This is a genomic window from Streptomyces sp. NPDC046915, assembly GCF_040644935.1.
Taxonomy (GTDB): Bacteria; Actinomycetota; Actinomycetes; order Streptomycetales; family Streptomycetaceae; genus Streptomyces.
Genome location: NZ_JBEYXB010000008.1, coordinates 413,262 through 430,780 on the forward strand (window position 1 = coordinate 413,262; position 17,519 = coordinate 430,780).

The window sequence follows — 17,519 nt, forward strand, 5'->3', positions numbered from 1 at the left end:
GGGGGGTAGGCTGGATGATCCGTGCGTACAAGTTCCTCCTGCGGCCCACCACCCGCCAGGAACAGGCACTGTCCGAGATGCTGCGGGATCACTGCTCCCTCTACAACGGGGCCTTGCAGGAACGCCGCGACGCCTACCAGCGCGCCTCCAAGACAACCGTCAAGTACGGCGACCAGTCGGCGCAGCTCAAGGAGATCCGGGCGTTCGACCCGGAGCGTCAGGGCCGCTGATCGTTCAGTTCACAGCAGGCCACCTTGCGCCGTCTCGACAAGGCGTTCGCCGCGTTCTTCCGCCGCATCAAGCCCGGTGACACGCCCGGCTATCCGCGTTTCCGCGGGGTGAGCTGGTTCGACACGGTGGACTTCCCCAGGGACGGTGACGGCTGCCGGTGGGATTCCACCCCGCACGACCCGACCACCCGCGTCCGCTTCCAGGGTGTTGGGCATGTGAAGGTCAACCAGCACCGCCCGGTGGCTGGCCACATCAGGACCGTCTCGGTCAAGCGCGAGGGCCGAAAGTGGTTTGTCGTGCTGACCGCCGAACAGGACCAGCCCGAACCGCTGCCCGCGACCGGATCCGTGGCCGGGATCGATCTGGGCATCACGAACTTCCTCGCCGACTCCAACGGCGATTTCGTGCCCAACCCGCGCCACGGGCGCAAGGCCGCCGCGAAACTCCAGGCCGCGCAGCAGGCCCTGTCCCGGTTCCCACGATGCAAGGCCAAGGACCGCACCGCCAACCACCAGCGCGCAGTGGACAAGGTCGCCCAACTGCACGGCAAGGTGCGGCGCCAGCGCCTCGACCACGCACACAAGACCGCCCTCGCACTACTGCGCGCACACGACTTCATCGCGCACGAAGACCTCAAGATCCGCAACATGAGCAAGGCCCCCTCGCCGAAACCCGACCCCGACCTGCCGGGCGCGTTCCTGCCCAATGGGGCCGCCGCGAAGGCCGGGCTCAACACGTCGATCAACGACGCCGGATGGGGGGTGTTCCTGACGATCCTGCACGCCAAGGCTGAAAGCGCCGGACGGGAAGTGATCGCCGTGAACCCCTGCAACACCTCGCGGACCTGCCCCGAATGCGGGCACACCGCCAAGGAGAACCGGCCCACACAGGAAAAGTTCCGCTGCGTCGCCTGCGGCCACCACACGCACGCCGACACAGTGGGAGCCATCAACGTTCTACGGGCCGGGCTGGTCCGTCGCGACGCCAACCCGGCATAGCGAGAAGCCCCCGGCTCCAGCTGGGGGAGGAGTCACGACCGTCACCTTGGACAGCCGCTCCCCCGACTCGAGCCGGCTCAGATAGCTCTTGTCGTACCCGGTCTCGTCGGCCAGTTGCCCGAGCGACTTGCCCGCCTTCTCCCGCAGGAACTTCAGGGTCCGCCCCAGCACGGCTCGCCCCGACTCCCGGTCTCCGTCGACGACTTCGCCCATGTCACTCCCGCCCGTTGCCTGGGGTCGCGGACAACATCGACCCCCTTTCGCAGCGTACGCGCAAGCAGTGACCATACGGATGCGAAACGTAATCAACGCTTGTCACGCCGGGAGAGATGACATGAACAACGCCGAGAAGCGAGCGGCAGCCCCCGGCACCCTCCGTCTCCTGCCCTGGACCACCCCCGAGGGCAAGCCCTGTTACCTCAGCGCCGACAGCGACCACAGTCGTCTCCCGCTCCTCGCCGACGACGTGGAAGCGGGCCAGTTGGACTCCGCCCAGCAGGTGCTGGGCGGTGCCAGGGCCGTGCTCGCCGACCCCGGGGCCGGGGAACAGGCCCTGCGGTTCGCGCTCGTCAGGGCGGTGGAGTCGCTGACGGACGCGCTGCGTATCGCGGCAAGCCGGGGTGCGCGCCTGTGTGCGGGCGAATCCTGATCGCTCCCGACATCGTGCTCACCACCGCAGGATCATCGTCTCGTCCGGCACCACCGCCGGCGTCTGCTCCGCGATCGCCCCCGGCAGCGGGGTCGCCAGCCGCGCGTACACCCCGCCCCGGGCGACCAGTTCGGCGTGGGTGCCCGCCTCCACCAGCCGGCCGCGGTCCACGACGAGGACGCGGTCGGCGTCCGGGGCGAGGCTCAGGTCGTGGGTGATCATGAGGGTCGTACGGCCGGCCATCAGGCGGCGCAGGGGCTGGACCACCTGGCGGGCGGCCACCGCGTCCAGGCCTGCCGTCGGCTCGTCGAGCACCAGGACGGGGGCCGAGCGGAGGATGGCGCGGGCGATGGCGACGCGCTTGAGCTGGCCGCCGGAGAGGGCGGCCGTGCCGGGCGCGATCCCGGTGTCGTAGCCGTCGGGCAGGGCGGCGATGAAGTCGTGCGCCGCCGCGTCCCTGGCCGCCTGCTCGATCTCGGTGTCGGTGGCGCCGGGGCGGCCGCAGCCGATGTTCTCGCGGATGGTGCCGTTGAGGACGAGGGTCTCCTGGGGGAGGAGGGCGATGTTCTCGCGCAGGAATTCGAGGGGGACGTCCGGCAGCGGGACGCCGTCCAGGCAGATCGCGCCCGTGGACGGGTCGTAGAAGCGGGTCAGGAGCTTGGACAGGGTGGACTTGCCGGCACCGCTCGCGCCCGTCACCACCACCAGTTCCCCGGGTCCGGCCGTGAAGGTCACGTCGCGCAGGGACGCGCGGTGGGACTCCGGGTAGCGGAAGGACACGCCGTGGAAGCCGACCCAGCCGCGTACCGGCCATGCGGGGACCGGCTCGGCGGGGTCGGTGACGGCCGGTTCGGCGTCCAGGATCTCGGTGATGCGTTCGGCGCCGGCGGTGGCCGCGGTGGCCGTGAGGCCGAGCTGTCCGAGGCCCCGGATCGGAGGGTAGAGGTAGCCGAGGAATGCGGCGAAGGCAAGGAGCTGACCGAGGGTCATGCGGCCGGCCGAGATCTCCCACACGCCCAGGCCGATCACCGCGAGCACGCACAGCGTCTCGACGACCTCGACGAACTGCTCGTACATCTCGCTCAGCCGCGCCCCGCGCACACTGGCCCGCATCCAGGCGCGAGCCTCGGCGTCGAGGCGCTTCTCCTCGTCGCGGCGCCGGTTGTAGGCCTGGGTCAACACGATGTTGCCCAGGGACTCCTCCACCACCGCGGTGATCGCGCCGTCGGCGGTCCGCTCGTCCTGGGAGGTCTGCTTGATGCGGCCGGAGAAACGGCGGGCGGCGAGGAGGAAGAGGGGGGCGAGGACGAAGGTGGCGAGGGCCAGGTCCCAGCGCAGCCAGAAGGCGGCGCAGGCGTAGAAGACGGCGGAGAAGGCGGCGGAGACCGTGCCGACGGCGCCTGACACGACCATCTGTTCGATGGCTTCCACGTCTCCGGTGAGGCGTTCCACCAGGTCGCCCTGGCGGTGCTTCTGGAAGAAGTGCGGTGGGAGGCCCTGGACGTGCCGGAACACGCCTGCGCGCAGGCGGAGTACGAATCTCTCGGCGGTCCAGGTGGCCAGCGAGTTGCCGAGGTAGCCGACGAGCGCGCCGAGGGCGGCGACGCCGAGCCAGGCGGCGGCCGGGCCCCAGAAGGCGGAGAGCGAGCCGGCCTTCAGGGCGTTGTCGGTGAGGTCGGCGAAGAGCAGGATCGCGGCGGTCTCGGCGAGCGCGGACACCACCACGCAGGCCACGATCGCCACCAGCCACCTGCGGTCGCCGCGGGTCAGCGGCCAGAAGCGGCGGAAGGCCGCGAGGGCTTCCCTCATGTCAACAACTCCTTGTACATGGCCGAGGCGGGGCCACCGGTGCGACCACGCTGTAACCGGTGACCCCGCCTCACGGCGTGCCTCAGCCCTGGTGCCCCACCGGGCGGCGCTTCGGCGCGGGCGCGGGCTTCTTCGGCGCCGGCTTCTTGGGGGCCGGGGCGGGCTTGTGGTGCTTCTTGACGGGGGCGATCCTGTGGAAGCTCATAGGGATTTCCTTTCCGATTCTCAGGTTTATCTGTGTTTATTCGGACTGGCTATTCAGTCTGGTTTGCTCGCCGCTTACAGCGGCGTCTACTTATGGCCCACCGGGCGCTTGAGCTCGGGCTTCTTCGGCTCGCGCTTCCTCGGGGCGGGCTTCGGGGCCGGGGTGCACTTGTGGGCCTTCTTGACCGGGGTGATCTTGCGGAAGCTCATTGGCTTTGCCTTTCGTCGTCGTTCGCTTTCGACATGGAAAACGTTACGGCACCTCGGCGCACAAGAAAGCCAATTTCGCTGAGACCTCGATGAATTGCGGCTGAGTGAAATTTTCAGCAGCGACCTGGAACCAGCCCGCCTCTCACACAGAATTTATTACAGCCCTCACATGGAACTTACCGAGATCATTGCCAGGTTTATTCACGCGCCGCTACCATGACGGCACGTCAGGCCGGATGTGGGGGGAAGCAATGCAGATCGGGCTCGCGGAGGCTCTCAGGGCGCTGCGCAACGAACTGGCGCAGGCCGCGCTGGAGGCTGAGGGCCAGCCGGTGCGGCTGCGTGTCGAGACGGTCAACCTGGACCTCCAGGTCGCCGTCGAGGGCAGTGTGGAGGCGGGGGGCGGGGTGAAGTTCTGGGTCCTGTCGGCGAACGGCAAGGCAGCGGCCTCCAAGGCCGTCACCCACACCGTGTCCCTCCAGTTGAAGGCCGAGACGGCTGACGGCAACCGGGTGCTGACCGGTTCCGACCCGGCCAACCGGGTGCCGCTGGCGGACGACTGACCGCCTGCGGGCCGCGGCATACAGGGGCAGAGCGCGGATGGTGAGCCGTCTGGACCGCGTCGTACAGGTCGTCCGCCGGGAACGCGACGGTCACACCTACTTCGAGGCGTCCGGATTCCTGCTGGTGGGCGACCTGGCGATCACCGCCGCCCATGCGGTGCGGGACAAGCCCGCCGGCCTCGAGGTGCGCGGTCCCGGCCGCGGAGTCCGGGCGGTCGTACAGCGGGTGGTACCGCACCCCGACCGGGACGTGGCACTCCTGGTCCTGGACACGGAGTGCCTGACCGTGCCGCCCATCCGGTTCGCCCTGCTGCCTCAGGAGATGGGGCAGATCGCGGTACACGCGGTCGGCTATCCCTGGTTCACCGAGGAGGACGGCCGGCCGAGCGGCCACCAGATCGACGGCACGATCCAGCTCGGGTCGGACCGCCGGGCCCATCAGCTCCAGCTGTCCGTGCACAGCTCGGATCCGCGGGCATCCGGCCCCAAAGGATCACCGTGGGAGGGCTATTCGGGCGCGGGCATCCTCACCAAGGACGAGGGACTGCTCGCCGGGGTCGCCACCAGCCACCTCCCCGGCCGGGACCGGCGCAACGTCACGGCCACGGACCTCTGCGACCTGGGAGACCCGGACTTCCTGTCTCTTCTCGCCGCGCACCGCGTCGAGGCCGAGCCCGTCCCGCTCCGGCGGACCGCCACCGCCGCCGATGCCGTGCACCACTGGCTGGAACCGCCCGTGCGAGCGGTGCTGGACCGGCAGCGCGAGGCCGCGGACGAGCTTCCGTACCGCTTCCACCAGGACCGCCGCACACGCCGGCTGACCACGGTGTACATCCGGCAGGTACTGAGCAGGGGACTCGCGCCGGACGACCCGGCGGACCTGGAGCAGCTGGAAAAGGCCACGGAGGAGCTGAAGGAGCACCCCGCCGGCCGGGAGGGCAGACCCAGGCGCGGCGCCTCCCACCGGCCGGGACAGGCCCCGGCCAGACCCGCGGGCCCCAGCCCGGCGAAGCAGGCCGGCCCGCCTCGCCGCCTCGAGGACGTGCTCGACGAGATGCTCGGGCAGGGCACCGGCGGCCATCTGCTCGTCGAGGCCGGCCCGGGCACCGGGAAATCGACGCTCCTGCACAACTGCGCCCTGCGCTACGGCCGGGAGGCCCTGGACTCCGCCGTCGCCGACGGCAGGTTCGTACCGGTGTGGGTCGCCGCGGCCAGGCTCGCCGGCGCCGGACATTCGCTGGAGAGCGCGGTGGCGGCCGAGACCGGGCTCGGCCCGGGGGACGGGACCCTGCCCCGGTTGCCGGAGGGCGTCCGCTGGCTGCTCCTCGTCGACGCCCTGGACGAGGTCCACCACGATCAGCGCGGCCGCGTCATCCGGCGCCTCGCGGATCAGGCCGGACAGGGCACGCGGTCACCGATCCGTATGGTGCTGACCACCCGGCCCGACCCCGAGGCCATCGAGGAACTGGTCGCAGCGGGGTTTCACCATCACCTGCTCGACCCCTTCGACCGCAAGCGCCTGGAGGAGTTCGCCGGGACCTGGTTCAAGGACTCCGGCCACCCGGGGCTCGCCATGGACTTCCTGCGGCAGATCGACGACGCGGGGCTGAGCGATCCGCTGCGCAACCCGCTGCTGGCCACCGTCACCGCCATCGTCTTCGAGAACGCTCCCGGTGACCGGCTTCCGGACAACCGACGGGGTCTGTATCTGCGGTACCGAGCGCTGCTGCGCGAGGCCCGATCCGGCCAGGTCGAGACCATGTGGCGGAAGCTGGAGCAGCGCGCCTCGGTCACTTCCCGCGGGCGCGACGCCGTGGCCTGCCTGAGGGACGGCGTCGAGACGCTGCTGGCGCACCTCGCACACGCGCAGGTCGTCCGTGGTGAACAGGATCTCCCCGAGGTCGCGCGGCGCTGGTGGGAGGAGACCGCGGCCGACGGGGCGGGGCGGCGCTTCGGAGCGGACGAGCCACTGGCGGGATGGCCCAACGCCGTGACGGACGCACTGCTGGGGACCGGCCTGCTGGTACGCAAGGGACACGATCTGGAGTTCCTGCACACGACGTTCGCCGAGCACCTCGTGGCCGAGCACCTCGTGGAGGAGGAGCTGACGGAGTCGTTCGACATCGCACACCCACGGTGGCGAGCGGCGATCCTGGCCGCGTCAGGACGTACCGGACACCATCTCGAACACATCTACCGCCTGGCCCTGGCCCACTACTGCCATCGGCACCGCGCCGGGGGACGGAAGCTGCTGGACTGGCTGCAGGCGGGCCTGGATCCCCACCAGCTGCTCGCCGGGGAACTGCTGGCGGCCCGGTGCCCGGCCGAGGAGATCCACTATCGGCGGCTGCTGGCGTCCGTCGACTCGCTGCGGGTCTCGGCGCCCGAGGGACGGATCTGGGATCTGCTGAGCCGAACCCGGCACGAAAGAGTCCAGGAGTATCTGCACCGCATCGCCCATCAGCCGGACGCCCCCAGCCGGATGGAAGCCGTGGTGGCGCTGTTGCCGCATGACTCGGTGGCCGCCGCCCGGATCCTCGTCCAGGTCGCCGACCTGCCGAGCGTGGAACCGCAGGCTCTGCAGCGGGCGGCGGAGGCCCTCGCCGGATCCCTGAATCCGGCGGAGGCCGCGACGGTACTGCGGGCCGTCACGCGGCACCGGCACGCCTCCCCGACCGAACGGCTGTCGGCGGCACAGGAGCTGGCCGAACTCGGAGAGGAACACGTCGAGTCGGCCGCCCGGGCGTTGCTGGCTCTCGTCGACGAAGTGCCGCCGCCCCCGCTGTCGTCCGACCAGGCCAAGGCGCTGCAGAGCCTGGTCGAGCTCGGTGGTGACCATGCACGGCAGGCCGAGCGACGGATCGAGCGACTGGCGTGCACCCTGCTGCGCGGCACGTACCAGGAGATCGACCTGGCCAGGGGCATGGCGAAATCGGGTGGGCGGTCCGTGGCGGCCGCGGCCCGGATCCTGCACGCCGTGGTCGAGGCTCCGCTCACCCGTGACTTCTACCGCAGCATGGCGTTGGAGGAGCTCATCGCACTCGGCGGACCCCATGTCGAGGAGGCGGCGCGGTGCATCCGGGCCCTCGTCGACGACACCGGCACGAGCCCGCGCGAGCGACGCGGATTCGCCCGGATGCTGGAAGAACTCGGCGACGAGTACCAGGACCTGGCGGCCGACGCCTACCGAGCCGTCCTCCATCGTGCGGATGCCGGGTTCACCGACCGTCTGAGCGCCACACAGGGACTGCAGCGCCTCGGCGGCACCTACGCGCAGGAGGCGCAACAGAGCGTGGGGACGCTCCGTTCGAGCCCGCGACGCGTCGGCTCCGTCGGACACGGACTGGCCCGCCGATTCCTGCGCCTGAAGGTCGGATCCGGCGAGGACGACGCTGTGGAGCGTTGGCGACGCTACGTCACCTATCCGCGATCCCATCCGCTCTACCTGGCCGTGGGAGTGGCCGCGAGGTTCGGCCGCAAGTACCCCGCCGACCCGGTGGCGGCCATCTGTGTGGTGCTGAGCGAGCCGGACGGCCCCACCCGGTACTACCTGGCCGTGGTGGAGCAGCTGCGGAAGCTGGGTGGGCCCCTCATCGGGGAGGTCGTCGAGGAGTTGCGCACCAGGCTCACCGTCCCGGACACCGGCCGGGCGGCCCGGCTCGGGGCGACGCGGGCCATGCTCGCCCTCGGCGAGCTCCGGCCCCCCGTGGACACCGCGCTGCTGCGGACGCTGGTCACCGACCCGGACACCGACACCCGCATCAGGGAGAAGGGCGTCGAGGTACTGACCGCCCTGGGCGAGGAGCAGCTGAGCCACGTCGCGTCAGAGCTGCGCACCCGCCTGACCGACCGCCGTACGGACCGGCGGCACGCCGCGCGGACGCTGCGTGAACTGGGCGAGTCGTACGTCGAGTCGGTCGCCGCGTCGCTGGCGGCCGACGCCACGCGTCCGGAAGCGGACGCCGGAGCCCGGCGCCTGGCGGCAGGGGGACTGCTGCTGCTGGGCGGCCCGCACGTGCCCGTCGACGGAGACCGGCTGTACGACATCGCCGTCCACCGGGAATGCAGCCATACCGAGCGGCTGCACGCCCTGGAGGTGCTGCTCCTGCTGCAACCGTGGAGGGCGGCGGAGCTGGCGGGGCTCGTGTACTCCGTCGGCTCGGGGACCCTCCGCACGGTGTTCAGTGTGGAGGCGGCACGCCTGCTTCTCCAACTCGGTGAGAAACACCGGCCGACGGCCGTCAGGGCGTTCCGGCAGATAATCCGCGCCAAGTACCACCTCGTCGGCGATGTGGCGCGGACCATCGCTCTCCTCGGTGAGCCGTATGCCGGGGTCATCGCCCGATCCGTACCCCGCAGGCGGTCCCTCCGACGGCCCGGCGTCGGCGAGCGACTGGCGGTGGGGGAGTTCCTGCTCGGTCTGGGACGGGAGTACCGGGGTTCCGCCGTCACGGTCCTGCTCGGTGTCATCCGCGGGCGGCGATCCCACTCGTACGAGCGGACGTATGCCGCGAAAAGGCTGGCGGCCCTGGGCGGCGAGCACGCCGACACCGCTGTCAAGGCGCTGAGAGAGGCCGGCAGACGGACGCACTGGGACCAGCGCATGCCACGCACGGACATGGCCGAGTTCCTGATCGCGCGGGGCGGAGAGTACCGGTCCGAGGCGGCCGAGCACCTCGTCGAGATCATCCTCCGCCAGGACGCCGAAGACCTGGGCCTGGCGGCCGCGCTGCTGGCGGGTCTCGGCGAGGAGTTCCGTGCGCGTGCCGTCTCGGCGCTGCGGCAGGTCCTGCGCGAGGACCCGCCCGAGTGGCGGTTCCAGCGGCGTGGGGCACGGTGGTACGCCCGCAGGGCGCTGGCGGCCTTGCAGGCTGCCGACGCCGAAGCCCCTGCCACGAAGGCATCCGCCTGAGGGCGGGCCTGGCACGGCCCGGGGTCGACGCGCGGTTTCCCTTTGCCGTCTTCTTTGCCGTCTTCTTTGCCGTTTCCTTTGCCGTTTCCTTTGCCGTTCCACCTTTCGGCGACGGACCGTCGCCGCCCCGTACCCTCATACGCATGACCAGCGACGACACCGCACGTCCCGCCCGCACTCGTTCCATCGAGACCTACTCCGCGCTCTCCCCGGACCAGGCCGAGGCCGTGCTCGGGCTGCTCGCGGAGGCCGCCCGCGTCGACGGGCAGCAGCCGGTGTCCGAGCAGGGGCGGCTGCAACTCTCGGGCGGTGCCCGCGAGGGCGTATCGCATCTGCTGCTGCTCGCGGGCGACGAACTCGTCGGCTACGCCCAGCTGGAGGACACCGACCCGGTGGAGGCGCCGGCCGCCGAACTCGTCGTCCACCCGGCGTACCGCGGGCACGGGCACGGCCGGGCGCTGGGCTCGGCCCTGCTGGCGGCCTCGGGCAAGCGGCTGCGGGTGTGGGCGCACGGCGGGCACTCCGCGGCCCGGCACCTCGCCCAGGTGCTCGGCCTGACCCTGTTCCGCGAACTGCGCCAGATGCGGCGGTCGTTGGCCGATCTGGACCTGCCCGATCCGGTGCTGCCCGAGGGCGTGACGGTACGCGCCTTCGTGCCCGGCGCCGATGACACGGCCTGGCTGGCGGTCAACGCCGCCGCCTTCGCGCACCACCCCGAGCAGGGCTCCCTGACCCAGCGCGACCTCGACGACCGCAAGGCCCAGCCGTGGTTCGACCCGGCCGGCTTCTTCCTGGCCGAGCGGGCGGGCGAGGTCGTCGGCTTCCACTGGACGAAGGTCCACGCGACCGAGCAGCTCGGCGAGGTGTACGTCCTCGGCGTGGCCCCCGGCAAGCAGGGCGGCGGCCTGGGCAAGGCGCTCACCACGGTGGGCCTGCGCCATCTGGCGGCCCAGGGGCTGCCGACGGCGATGCTGTACGTCGACGCGGACAACAAGGCGGCGGTGTCGGTGTACGAGCGGCTGGGGTTCACGACGTACGAGACGGACCTGATGTACCGCACCGAAACCTGATGTACCGCACAGAAACCTGACGTATCTCCCATAGGGGGCGGCGATCTTGACGCCGCCCCCTTCCTTGTACCACCCTTTCACTACTCAATTAGTGAAAGGGTGGTTGCGAGTGGTCGAGTATCGCATCGACCGGCACAGCGGCGTGGCCACCTACGTCCAGATCGTCCAGCAGACGAAGCAGGCCCTGCGCCTGGGGCTGCTGGAGCCGGGGGACAGGCTGCCCACGGCGCGGGAGGTCGTGGAAGCCACCGCGATCAATCCGAACACCGTCCTGAAGGCGTACCGCGAGCTGGAACGCGAGGGACTCGTGGAGGCCCGGCGGGGGCTCGGGACCTTCGTACGGCGCTCGCTGGGCGCCGCCCCCGTCGACTCCCCCCTGCGCGCCGAACTGGAGGAGTGGGCGGCGCGCGCCCACGACGCCGGGCTGGAGCGTGACGACGTGGCCGCACTCTTCACTGCCGTACTCGAGAAACACTTCCAGGGAGACCCGTCATGACCAACACGGCGCTGAGTGCCGACGCGCTGGGCAAGCGCTACGGCAGGCGGCGAGGGTGGGCGCTGCGCGACTGCACCTTCCGGCTGCCCGCCGGACGTGTCTGCGCCGTCGTCGGGCCCAACGGCGCGGGCAAGTCCACGCTCCTCACCCTGAGCGCCGGGCTGCTCGTCCCGACCGAGGGCACGCTCACCGTCCTCGGGACGCGGCCCGCCGAGGCGCGCGGCCGCGTGGCCTACGTCGCCCAGGACAAGCCGCTCCACCCGCAGCTCACGGTCGCCGAGACGCTCCGCATGGGCGCCGACCTCAACCCGGGGCGGTGGGACGCGGCCACCGCCGAGCGGACGACGGCCGCCGGCGACCTGGACCCGAACGCCAAGGTCCGCACGCTCTCCGGCGGTCAGCGCACCCGGGTCGCACTCGCCCTGGCCCTCGGCAAGCAGCCGGAACTGCTGCTCCTGGACGAGCCGATGGCCGACCTCGACCCGCTGGCCCGGCACGAGCTGATGGGCGTGCTGATGGCGCAGGCGGCCGAGCACGGCACCACGATCGCGATGTCCTCGCACGTGGTCGCCGAGCTGGAGGACTCCTGCGACCACCTGCTGCTGGTGGGCGGCGGCCGGATCCGGCTGGCCGGGGAGATCGACGACCTGCTGGCCGCCCACACGCGCGTCAACGCCGCCGCGGACACGGCCGACCTCGCCCCGCACACGGTCGTCGAGTCCCGCGTCACCGGCCGCCAGCTCAGCGCCCTCGTCCGCCCGGCCGGCCCACTGCCCGCCGACTGGCGCACCAGCACACCGTCCCTGGAGGAACTGGTCCTCGCCCACCTGCGCAACCCCGAGGCCCCCGCCCTCACCCCGGCGACGACCGAGGAGGCCGCCGTATGAGTGTCATGACCGCGTCCACTTCGGCGGCCTCGCGGCAAGGCGCGGGCGCCCCGCGGCTGAGCCGGTGGCTGGTGCGCCTGCACCGTCCGGCGCTGCTCGTCTGGGCGGGACTGGTGGTCCTCGGGACCGCCCTGCTGCTGTGGCTCGCCGGGCCGGTCACCGACGCGGCGGCGAAGGGGTGGCGGCAGTGGGAATCCTGCGACTCACCGATGTGCACGTACGACCAGAAACCGATCCTGCTCTTCAACGACACGTACTCCTACCTCACCTACGCCATGGCCGCGCTGCCGTTCCTGGCGGCCGCCTGGGCGGGCGCCGCGCTCGTCGGGCGCGAGATGGAGTCCGGCACCGCGCAGCTGGCCTGGACACAGGGGGTCGGCCCGGCCCGCTGGCTGACGACCAAGCTGGCACTGCCCGCCGCCGCGATCACCGCGGGAACGAGCCTGCTGGTGCTCCTGCACCACCGGGCCTGGTCGACGGCCCGCGGCCGCGTCGGCAGCCTCGACGCCTGGCACATGCTCTGGGCCTTCCACACCAACGGCCCCACCCTCGTCGCCTTCGCCCTGGCCGGCCTGGCCGCCGGCGCCTTCGCGGGCCTGGTCCTGCGCCGCACCCTGCCCGCGCTGGCCGGCGCCCTGGTCCTCACCTCGGGCGTCTTCGGCCTGGCCCAGTGGCTCATGCCGCACCTGTGGCCCGCCGTCACCCGCGTGACCAGCTTCAAACAGGGTTACGGCGATCTCTACAACGGCATCGAGGTCGACACGGGCCTGGTCACCGCCACCGGCGGGCACATCCCCCAGCCCGCCTGCGACGCGGACTCGGCCGAAGCGTGCCACCGGCTGTACGAGAAGCTCGGCGGGGTCGGCTACTACAACACCTACCACCCCTACTCGCACTACTGGCCGCTCCAGCTGACCACCACGGCCCTGGTGCTGGCCCTGGCCGCCCTGCTCACCACGGGCGCGTTCCTCGTCCTCAGGCGGCTCACCGGAGCGTTCCGGCTCACGAAGGCAGCCGCCGCATGAGCGCCGCCGCCCTCACGGGCCTGCCCCGCGCGGTCCTGCGGCTGCACCGCTGGGCCCTGCTGGCCTGGGCCGCGTTCGTGGCCTGCCTGATCGGCTGGCTGGTCTGGCTGACCGAGGTGACCGCGGTCGGCGCCCGCGCGGACGACCTGTCCTGCCACAACGCCCCGGCCTGCAACATCTCCCGCCTGCTCGCCTACACCGAGCAGGTCGGCTGGATCGGCACGCTGACCTGCTACAGCTTCCTCGCCGTCGCCGCCTTCGCGGGCGGCGCCCTGATCGGCCGGGAGCTGGAGTCCGGCACCGCCCAGCTGGCCTGGACGCAGGGCGTCACCCCGACCCGCTGGCTCACCGCCAAGCTGGCCCTGCCCGCGCTGGCGGTCACGGCCGGCGGTACGGCCCTGGTGCTCGTGTTCCGCTGGGGCTGGGCGGCCCACCGGGACCTGATGGGCGACGACTGGACCTTCGCCGACGTGTTCGTGGCCCGGGGCCCGCTGACGGTGGCGTACGGCCTGTGCGCCCTCGCCCTCGGCGCGCTCGCCGCGCTGCTGCTGCGCCGCACCCTGGCCGCCCTCGGCACCGCGTTCGCCGCGATGTGGCTGGTCAACTTCCTGCTGGAGCGCTACCGGGCGGACCTGTGGCCGGCGGTGACCCTCACGTCACCGAAGCGGCTGGTGCTGCCCGGCGGTGCCTGGCAGGTGAACCGGGGCCGGAACGCCGACGGCCACTTCGCCGTCTACCACCCGGAGTCCCACTACTGGCCCCTCCACCTGGTGGAGACCGGCATCGTCCTCACCCTGGCGGCCGCCGCGACCATCGCGGCCTACACGGTGCTGCGCCGGCGCACCGCGTAAGGGACCGGCGATCCCGTACGTCCTCCCACGGGGGGAAGGACGTACGAGATCGTCATTTTCGCGGCCTCCGTACCGCACTTTCCCGGGCGCCGCACCGGAACGAACGCCCGGGAGCCGCCCCCAGATATCCCGCACGTCATGTCTCCGTAACCATCGATTCAGACGACCTTGCGACGCTCAGCCAATGAAGCCCGCTGTGCCAGAGCCTTCGCCGCCCCCCGAGGGGCCCGCGGGGAACGGGGTCGTGAAGCTCCCACCCGCACGTTCCGACGCGCCCGTATCGCTCCTGGCGCGGAACAATGGGGTCATGAGCCAGCCAGACACCCAGGCACAGGTCCAGCACGCGCAGCCCTCCGTGGGCTCCATAGCCGCGCACCGCCCGCACACCGTGGCGGCCGTGGTCTCCGACCTGGAACCCGACATCGATGCCGACCTCGACGCGTACGAGGAATCGCAGGTTGACGGGGTACAGCTGCCGCAGGGTCGATTCCTCGACCGGGAACGCAGCTGGCTCGCGTTCAACGAGCGGGTCCTCGAACTCGCCGAGGACCCGAACACGCCCCTCCTCGAACGGGCGAACTTCCTGGCGATCTTCGCCAGCAACCTGGACGAGTTCTTCATGGTCCGGGTGGCCGGTCTGAAGCGCCGGATCGCGACGGGCGTCGCCACCCGCTCGGCCTCCGGACTCCAGCCCCGTGACGTACTGGAGATGATCTGGGCCCGCTCCCGCGAGCTGATGGCCCGGCACGCCGCCTGCTACCACGAGGACGTCGCCCCCGCACTCGCGGAGGAGGGCATCCACCTGGTCCGCTGGAACGAGCTGGCGGAGAAGGAGCAGGCGCGCCTCTTCACGCTCTTCCGGCACCAGATCTTCCCGGTCCTGACCCCCCTGGCCGTGGACCCGGCACACCCCTTCCCGTACATCTCCGGCCTGTCCCTGAACCTGGCCGTGGTCGTACGCAACCCGGTCAGCGGCCACAAGCACTTCGCCCGCGTGAAGGTGCCGCCGCTGCTGTCCCGCTTCCTGGAGGCCGCCCCGGGCCGGTACGTCCCGCTGGAGGACGTCATCGCGGCCCACCTGGAGGAGCTCTTCCCGGGCATGGAGGTCCTGGAGCACCACGCCTTCCGGCTCACCCGGAACGAGGACCTGGAGGTCGAGGAGGACGACGCCGAGAACCTGCTCCAGGCCCTGGAGAAGGAGCTCATGCGGCGCCGCTTCGGGCCGCCGGTGCGCCTGGAGGTCGAGGAGTCCATCGACCGCGAGGTCCTCGACCTGCTGGTGCGCGAGCTGAAGATCAGCGAGGCCGAGGTGTACCCGCTGCCGGGCCCCCTGGACCTCACCGGCCTCTTCCGCATCGCCTCCCTGGACCGCCCCGAGCTGAAGTACCCGAAGTTCGTCGCGGGCACCCACCGGGACCTCGCGGAGGTGGAGTCCGCCTCGGCGCCCGACATCTTCGCGGCCCTGCGCGGCCGCGACGTGCTGCTGCACCACCCGTACGACAGCTTCTCGACGTCCGTGCAGGCCTTCCTGGAGCAGGCGGCCGGCGACCCGGACGTCCTCGCCATCAAGCAGACCCTGTACCGCACCTCCGGCGACTCCCCGATCGTCGACGCGCTCATCGACGCCGCCGAGTCCGGCAAGCAGGTCCTCGTCCTCGTCGAGATCAAGGCCCGCTTCGACGAACACGCCAACATCAAGTGGGCGCGCAAGCTGGAAGAGGCCGGCTGCCACGTCGTGTACGGCCTCGTCGGCCTGAAGACCCACTGCAAGCTGTCCCTGGTGGTGCGCCAGGAGGGCGAGACGCTCCGTCGCTACTGCCACGTCGGCACGGGCAACTACCACCCGAAGACGGCCCGGCTGTACGAGGACCTCGGTCTGCTCACCGCCGACCCGCAGGTCGGCGCGGACCTCTCCGACCTGTTCAACCGCCTCTCCGGCTACTCGCGCCGGGAGACCTACCGCCGGCTGCTGGTGGCCCCCAAGTCCCTGCGCGACGGCCTGGTCTCACGGATCGACAAGGAGGTCGTGCACCACCGTGCCGGGCGTCCGGCCTTCGTCCGCATCAAGGTCAACTCGATGGTGGACGAGGCGGTCATCGACGCCCTGTACCGCGCGTCCCAGGCGGGCGTGCCCGTGGACGTGTGGGTGCGCGGCATCTGCGCGGTACGCCCCGGAGTCCCGGGCCTCTCGGAGAACATCCGCGTCCGGTCCGTCCTCGGCCGCTTCCTCGAACACTCCCGCGTGTTCATCTACGGCAACGGCGGCGAGCCCGAGGTGTGGATAGGCAGCGCCGACATGATGCACCGCAATCTCGACCGCCGGATAGAGGCCCTCGTCCGGGTCACCGACCCCGCCCACCGGTCCGCTCTCAACCGGCTGCTCGACACCGGCATGTCCGACACCACCATCTCCTGGCACCTGGGCCCGGACGGCGAGTGGACGCGGCACGCGACCGACGGGGACGGCCAACCCCTGCGCAACGTCCAGGAGATGCTCATAGACGCCCGGAGGCGCCGGCGTGGCACAGCAACACCTTGACCCGACGGACCCCGCGGCCGGGGCGGTGACCGGGGACACCCTCGCGGGCTACCTGCGCGCCCAGGCCACGGAGTTCCTCCGCGCGCTGCGGCTGCACCGGGAGACCGGGGGCAGCTCCAACGGCACGGAGGAGTCCGTCGACGCGGCGCGCGCCCTGCGTCGCTCGGCCCGCCGCATCAGCGGCAGCCTGCACACCTTCCGCCCCCTGCTCGACACCGCCTGGTCGGAGGAGATCCGGCCCGAACTGGCCTGGCTGTCGGGCACCTTGGGGCTGGAGCACTCGTACGAGGCCCGGCTGGAGCGGCTGCTGCTGGCGCTGCACCGGCTGTCGGGGTCTTCGGCGGTGCCCGCCCAGACGGTCGGCGCGGCCGTGGGCGGCCCCACCGACGGCGCGGCGCCCGCCCCGCTGAAGGCGACGCCCCCGAACGGCAACCTGACCGTCGGCGCGGCGAAGGCGGGCGCCCTGCTCGACCGCCAGCTCACCCTCGCCCGGACCCGCGCCCATTCCACGGCGCTCCAGGCCCTGGGCTCCTCCCGCTTCCACGCCGTCGCCGACAAGGTCGCCGTACTGGCCAGCGAGGTCCCCCTCACAGCCACCGCCACGTCCACCGACCTGCTCCCGATGGCGGACGCCGCCGAGGAACGCCTCACCGACGCGATCACCGCGCTCCCCCTGGTCACCGCGGGCCACCCCTACAACGCGGAGGCCCTCATCCACGGCCTGTCCCCGGACCCGTCCTCCCACCCCCAGGACGGCCCGTGGCACCAGGTCCGCCTGCTGCTGCGCCTGTACCGCTACGCCCGCGAGGTGCTGCTCGGCCGGGGCGCCCCCGTGGACCTGCGCCTGCTCACGGCCGGCCAGGCCCTGAACCGGCACCGGGACGCCTCGGAGGCCGCCTCGGCGGCGGCACAGGCGGCCCGCACCCCGCGCATCGCCCCGGCGACGGCGTACGCCCTCGGCGTACTCCACGCCGACCAGCGTCACGAGGTGGAGGCGTCGCGGTTCGCGTTCCAGCAGTGCTGGCAGAAGCAGACGGTCACCACCCCCTGACCTTTTCTTACCTTTTCTGGACTT

At 71.6% G+C, this 17,519-nt stretch carries 13 protein-coding genes and 2 pseudogenes; 11 read left to right on the forward strand and 4 right to left on the reverse strand.

Annotated features, from left to right (window positions below; genetic code table 11):
• The first annotated feature begins 14 nt into the window (after positions 1 to 14).
• A pseudogene (locus tag ABZ915_RS23240) lies at positions 15 to 1,229 on the forward strand (transposase).
• A gap of 33 nt (positions 1,230 to 1,262) precedes the next feature.
• On the opposite strand, the pseudogene ABZ915_RS23245 reads toward ABZ915_RS23240, so the two are convergent.
• Positions 1,263 to 1,538, reverse strand: a pseudogene (locus tag ABZ915_RS23245) (helix-turn-helix transcriptional regulator); the annotation flags it as partial.
• 25 nt (positions 1,539 to 1,563) lie between these two features.
• Here ABZ915_RS23245 and ABZ915_RS23250 point away from each other — a divergent pair.
• Entirely contained in the window at positions 1,564 to 1,878 is a 315-nt protein-coding gene (locus ABZ915_RS23250; RefSeq protein ID WP_361806176.1) for a hypothetical protein, read from the forward strand.
• Positions 1,879 to 1,896: 18 nt separating this feature from the next.
• On the opposite strand, the gene ABZ915_RS23255 is transcribed toward ABZ915_RS23250, so the two are convergent.
• From ABZ915_RS23255 to ABZ915_RS23265, 3 genes are all read right to left on the reverse strand, one after another.
• Positions 1,897 to 3,687 (reverse strand): ABC transporter ATP-binding protein, encoded by a 1,791-nt coding sequence (locus tag ABZ915_RS23255; RefSeq protein ID WP_361806179.1) that lies wholly within the window; start codon positions 3,685 to 3,687, stop codon positions 1,897 to 1,899.
• An 82-nt stretch (positions 3,688 to 3,769) separates the two neighbouring features.
• Entirely contained in the window at positions 3,770 to 3,892 is a 123-nt protein-coding gene (locus ABZ915_RS23260; RefSeq protein ID WP_361454236.1) for a hypothetical protein, read from the reverse strand.
• Between the two features lie 86 nt (positions 3,893 to 3,978).
• On the reverse strand, positions 3,979 to 4,101 hold the full coding sequence (locus tag ABZ915_RS23265) for a hypothetical protein (RefSeq protein ID WP_361806182.1): 123 nt from the start codon (positions 4,099 to 4,101) through the stop codon (positions 3,979 to 3,981).
• A 251-nt stretch (positions 4,102 to 4,352) separates the two neighbouring features.
• On the opposite strand from ABZ915_RS23265, the gene ABZ915_RS23270 reads away from it, so the two are divergent.
• The 9 genes from ABZ915_RS23270 (at position 4,353) to ABZ915_RS23310 (ending at position 17,495) form a co-directional block, all read left to right on the forward strand.
• Entirely contained in the window at positions 4,353 to 4,664 is a 312-nt protein-coding gene (locus ABZ915_RS23270; RefSeq protein ID WP_361806185.1) for a trypco2 family protein, read from the forward strand.
• 37 nt (positions 4,665 to 4,701) lie between these two features.
• Positions 4,702 to 9,576, forward strand: a complete 4,875-nt coding sequence (locus ABZ915_RS23275; protein WP_361806188.1) for a trypsin-like peptidase domain-containing protein — start codon at positions 4,702 to 4,704, stop codon at positions 9,574 to 9,576.
• 143 nt (positions 9,577 to 9,719) lie between these two features.
• Positions 9,720 to 10,646 carry a mycothiol synthase gene (gene mshD / locus ABZ915_RS23280; protein ID WP_361806191.1) on the forward strand — a complete coding sequence of 309 codons (927 nt, stop codon included), beginning with the start codon at positions 9,720 to 9,722 and terminating at the stop codon, positions 10,644 to 10,646.
• Between the two features lie 109 nt (positions 10,647 to 10,755).
• A complete protein-coding gene (locus tag ABZ915_RS23285; RefSeq protein WP_361806194.1) occupies positions 10,756 to 11,142 on the forward strand; it encodes a GntR family transcriptional regulator in 387 nt (128 codons plus the stop codon).
• On the forward strand, positions 11,139 to 12,029 hold the full coding sequence (locus ABZ915_RS23290; protein WP_361806197.1) for an ABC transporter ATP-binding protein: 891 nt from the start codon (positions 11,139 to 11,141) through the stop codon (positions 12,027 to 12,029). Before ABZ915_RS23285 ends, ABZ915_RS23290 begins: the two co-directional genes overlap by 4 nt.
• The gene (locus ABZ915_RS23295) at positions 12,026 to 13,054 is read left to right on the forward strand and encodes an ABC transporter permease (protein ID WP_361806200.1); all 1,029 of its coding nucleotides are present in this window, start codon (positions 12,026 to 12,028) and stop codon (positions 13,052 to 13,054) included. Before ABZ915_RS23290 ends, ABZ915_RS23295 begins: the two co-directional genes overlap by 4 nt.
• Positions 13,051 to 13,905, forward strand: a complete 855-nt coding sequence (locus tag ABZ915_RS23300) for a hypothetical protein (RefSeq protein ID WP_361806203.1) — start codon at positions 13,051 to 13,053, stop codon at positions 13,903 to 13,905. Before ABZ915_RS23295 ends, ABZ915_RS23300 begins: the two co-directional genes overlap by 4 nt.
• 307 nt (positions 13,906 to 14,212) lie before the next feature.
• Complete coding sequence (locus ABZ915_RS23305) at positions 14,213 to 16,444, forward strand: RNA degradosome polyphosphate kinase (protein ID WP_361806206.1); 2,232 nt, start codon at positions 14,213 to 14,215, stop codon at positions 16,442 to 16,444.
• Entirely contained in the window at positions 16,425 to 17,495 is a 1,071-nt protein-coding gene (locus ABZ915_RS23310) for a CHAD domain-containing protein (RefSeq protein WP_361806209.1), read from the forward strand. Before ABZ915_RS23305 ends, ABZ915_RS23310 begins: the two co-directional genes overlap by 20 nt.
• The last annotated feature ends 24 nt before the right edge of the window (positions 17,496 to 17,519 follow it).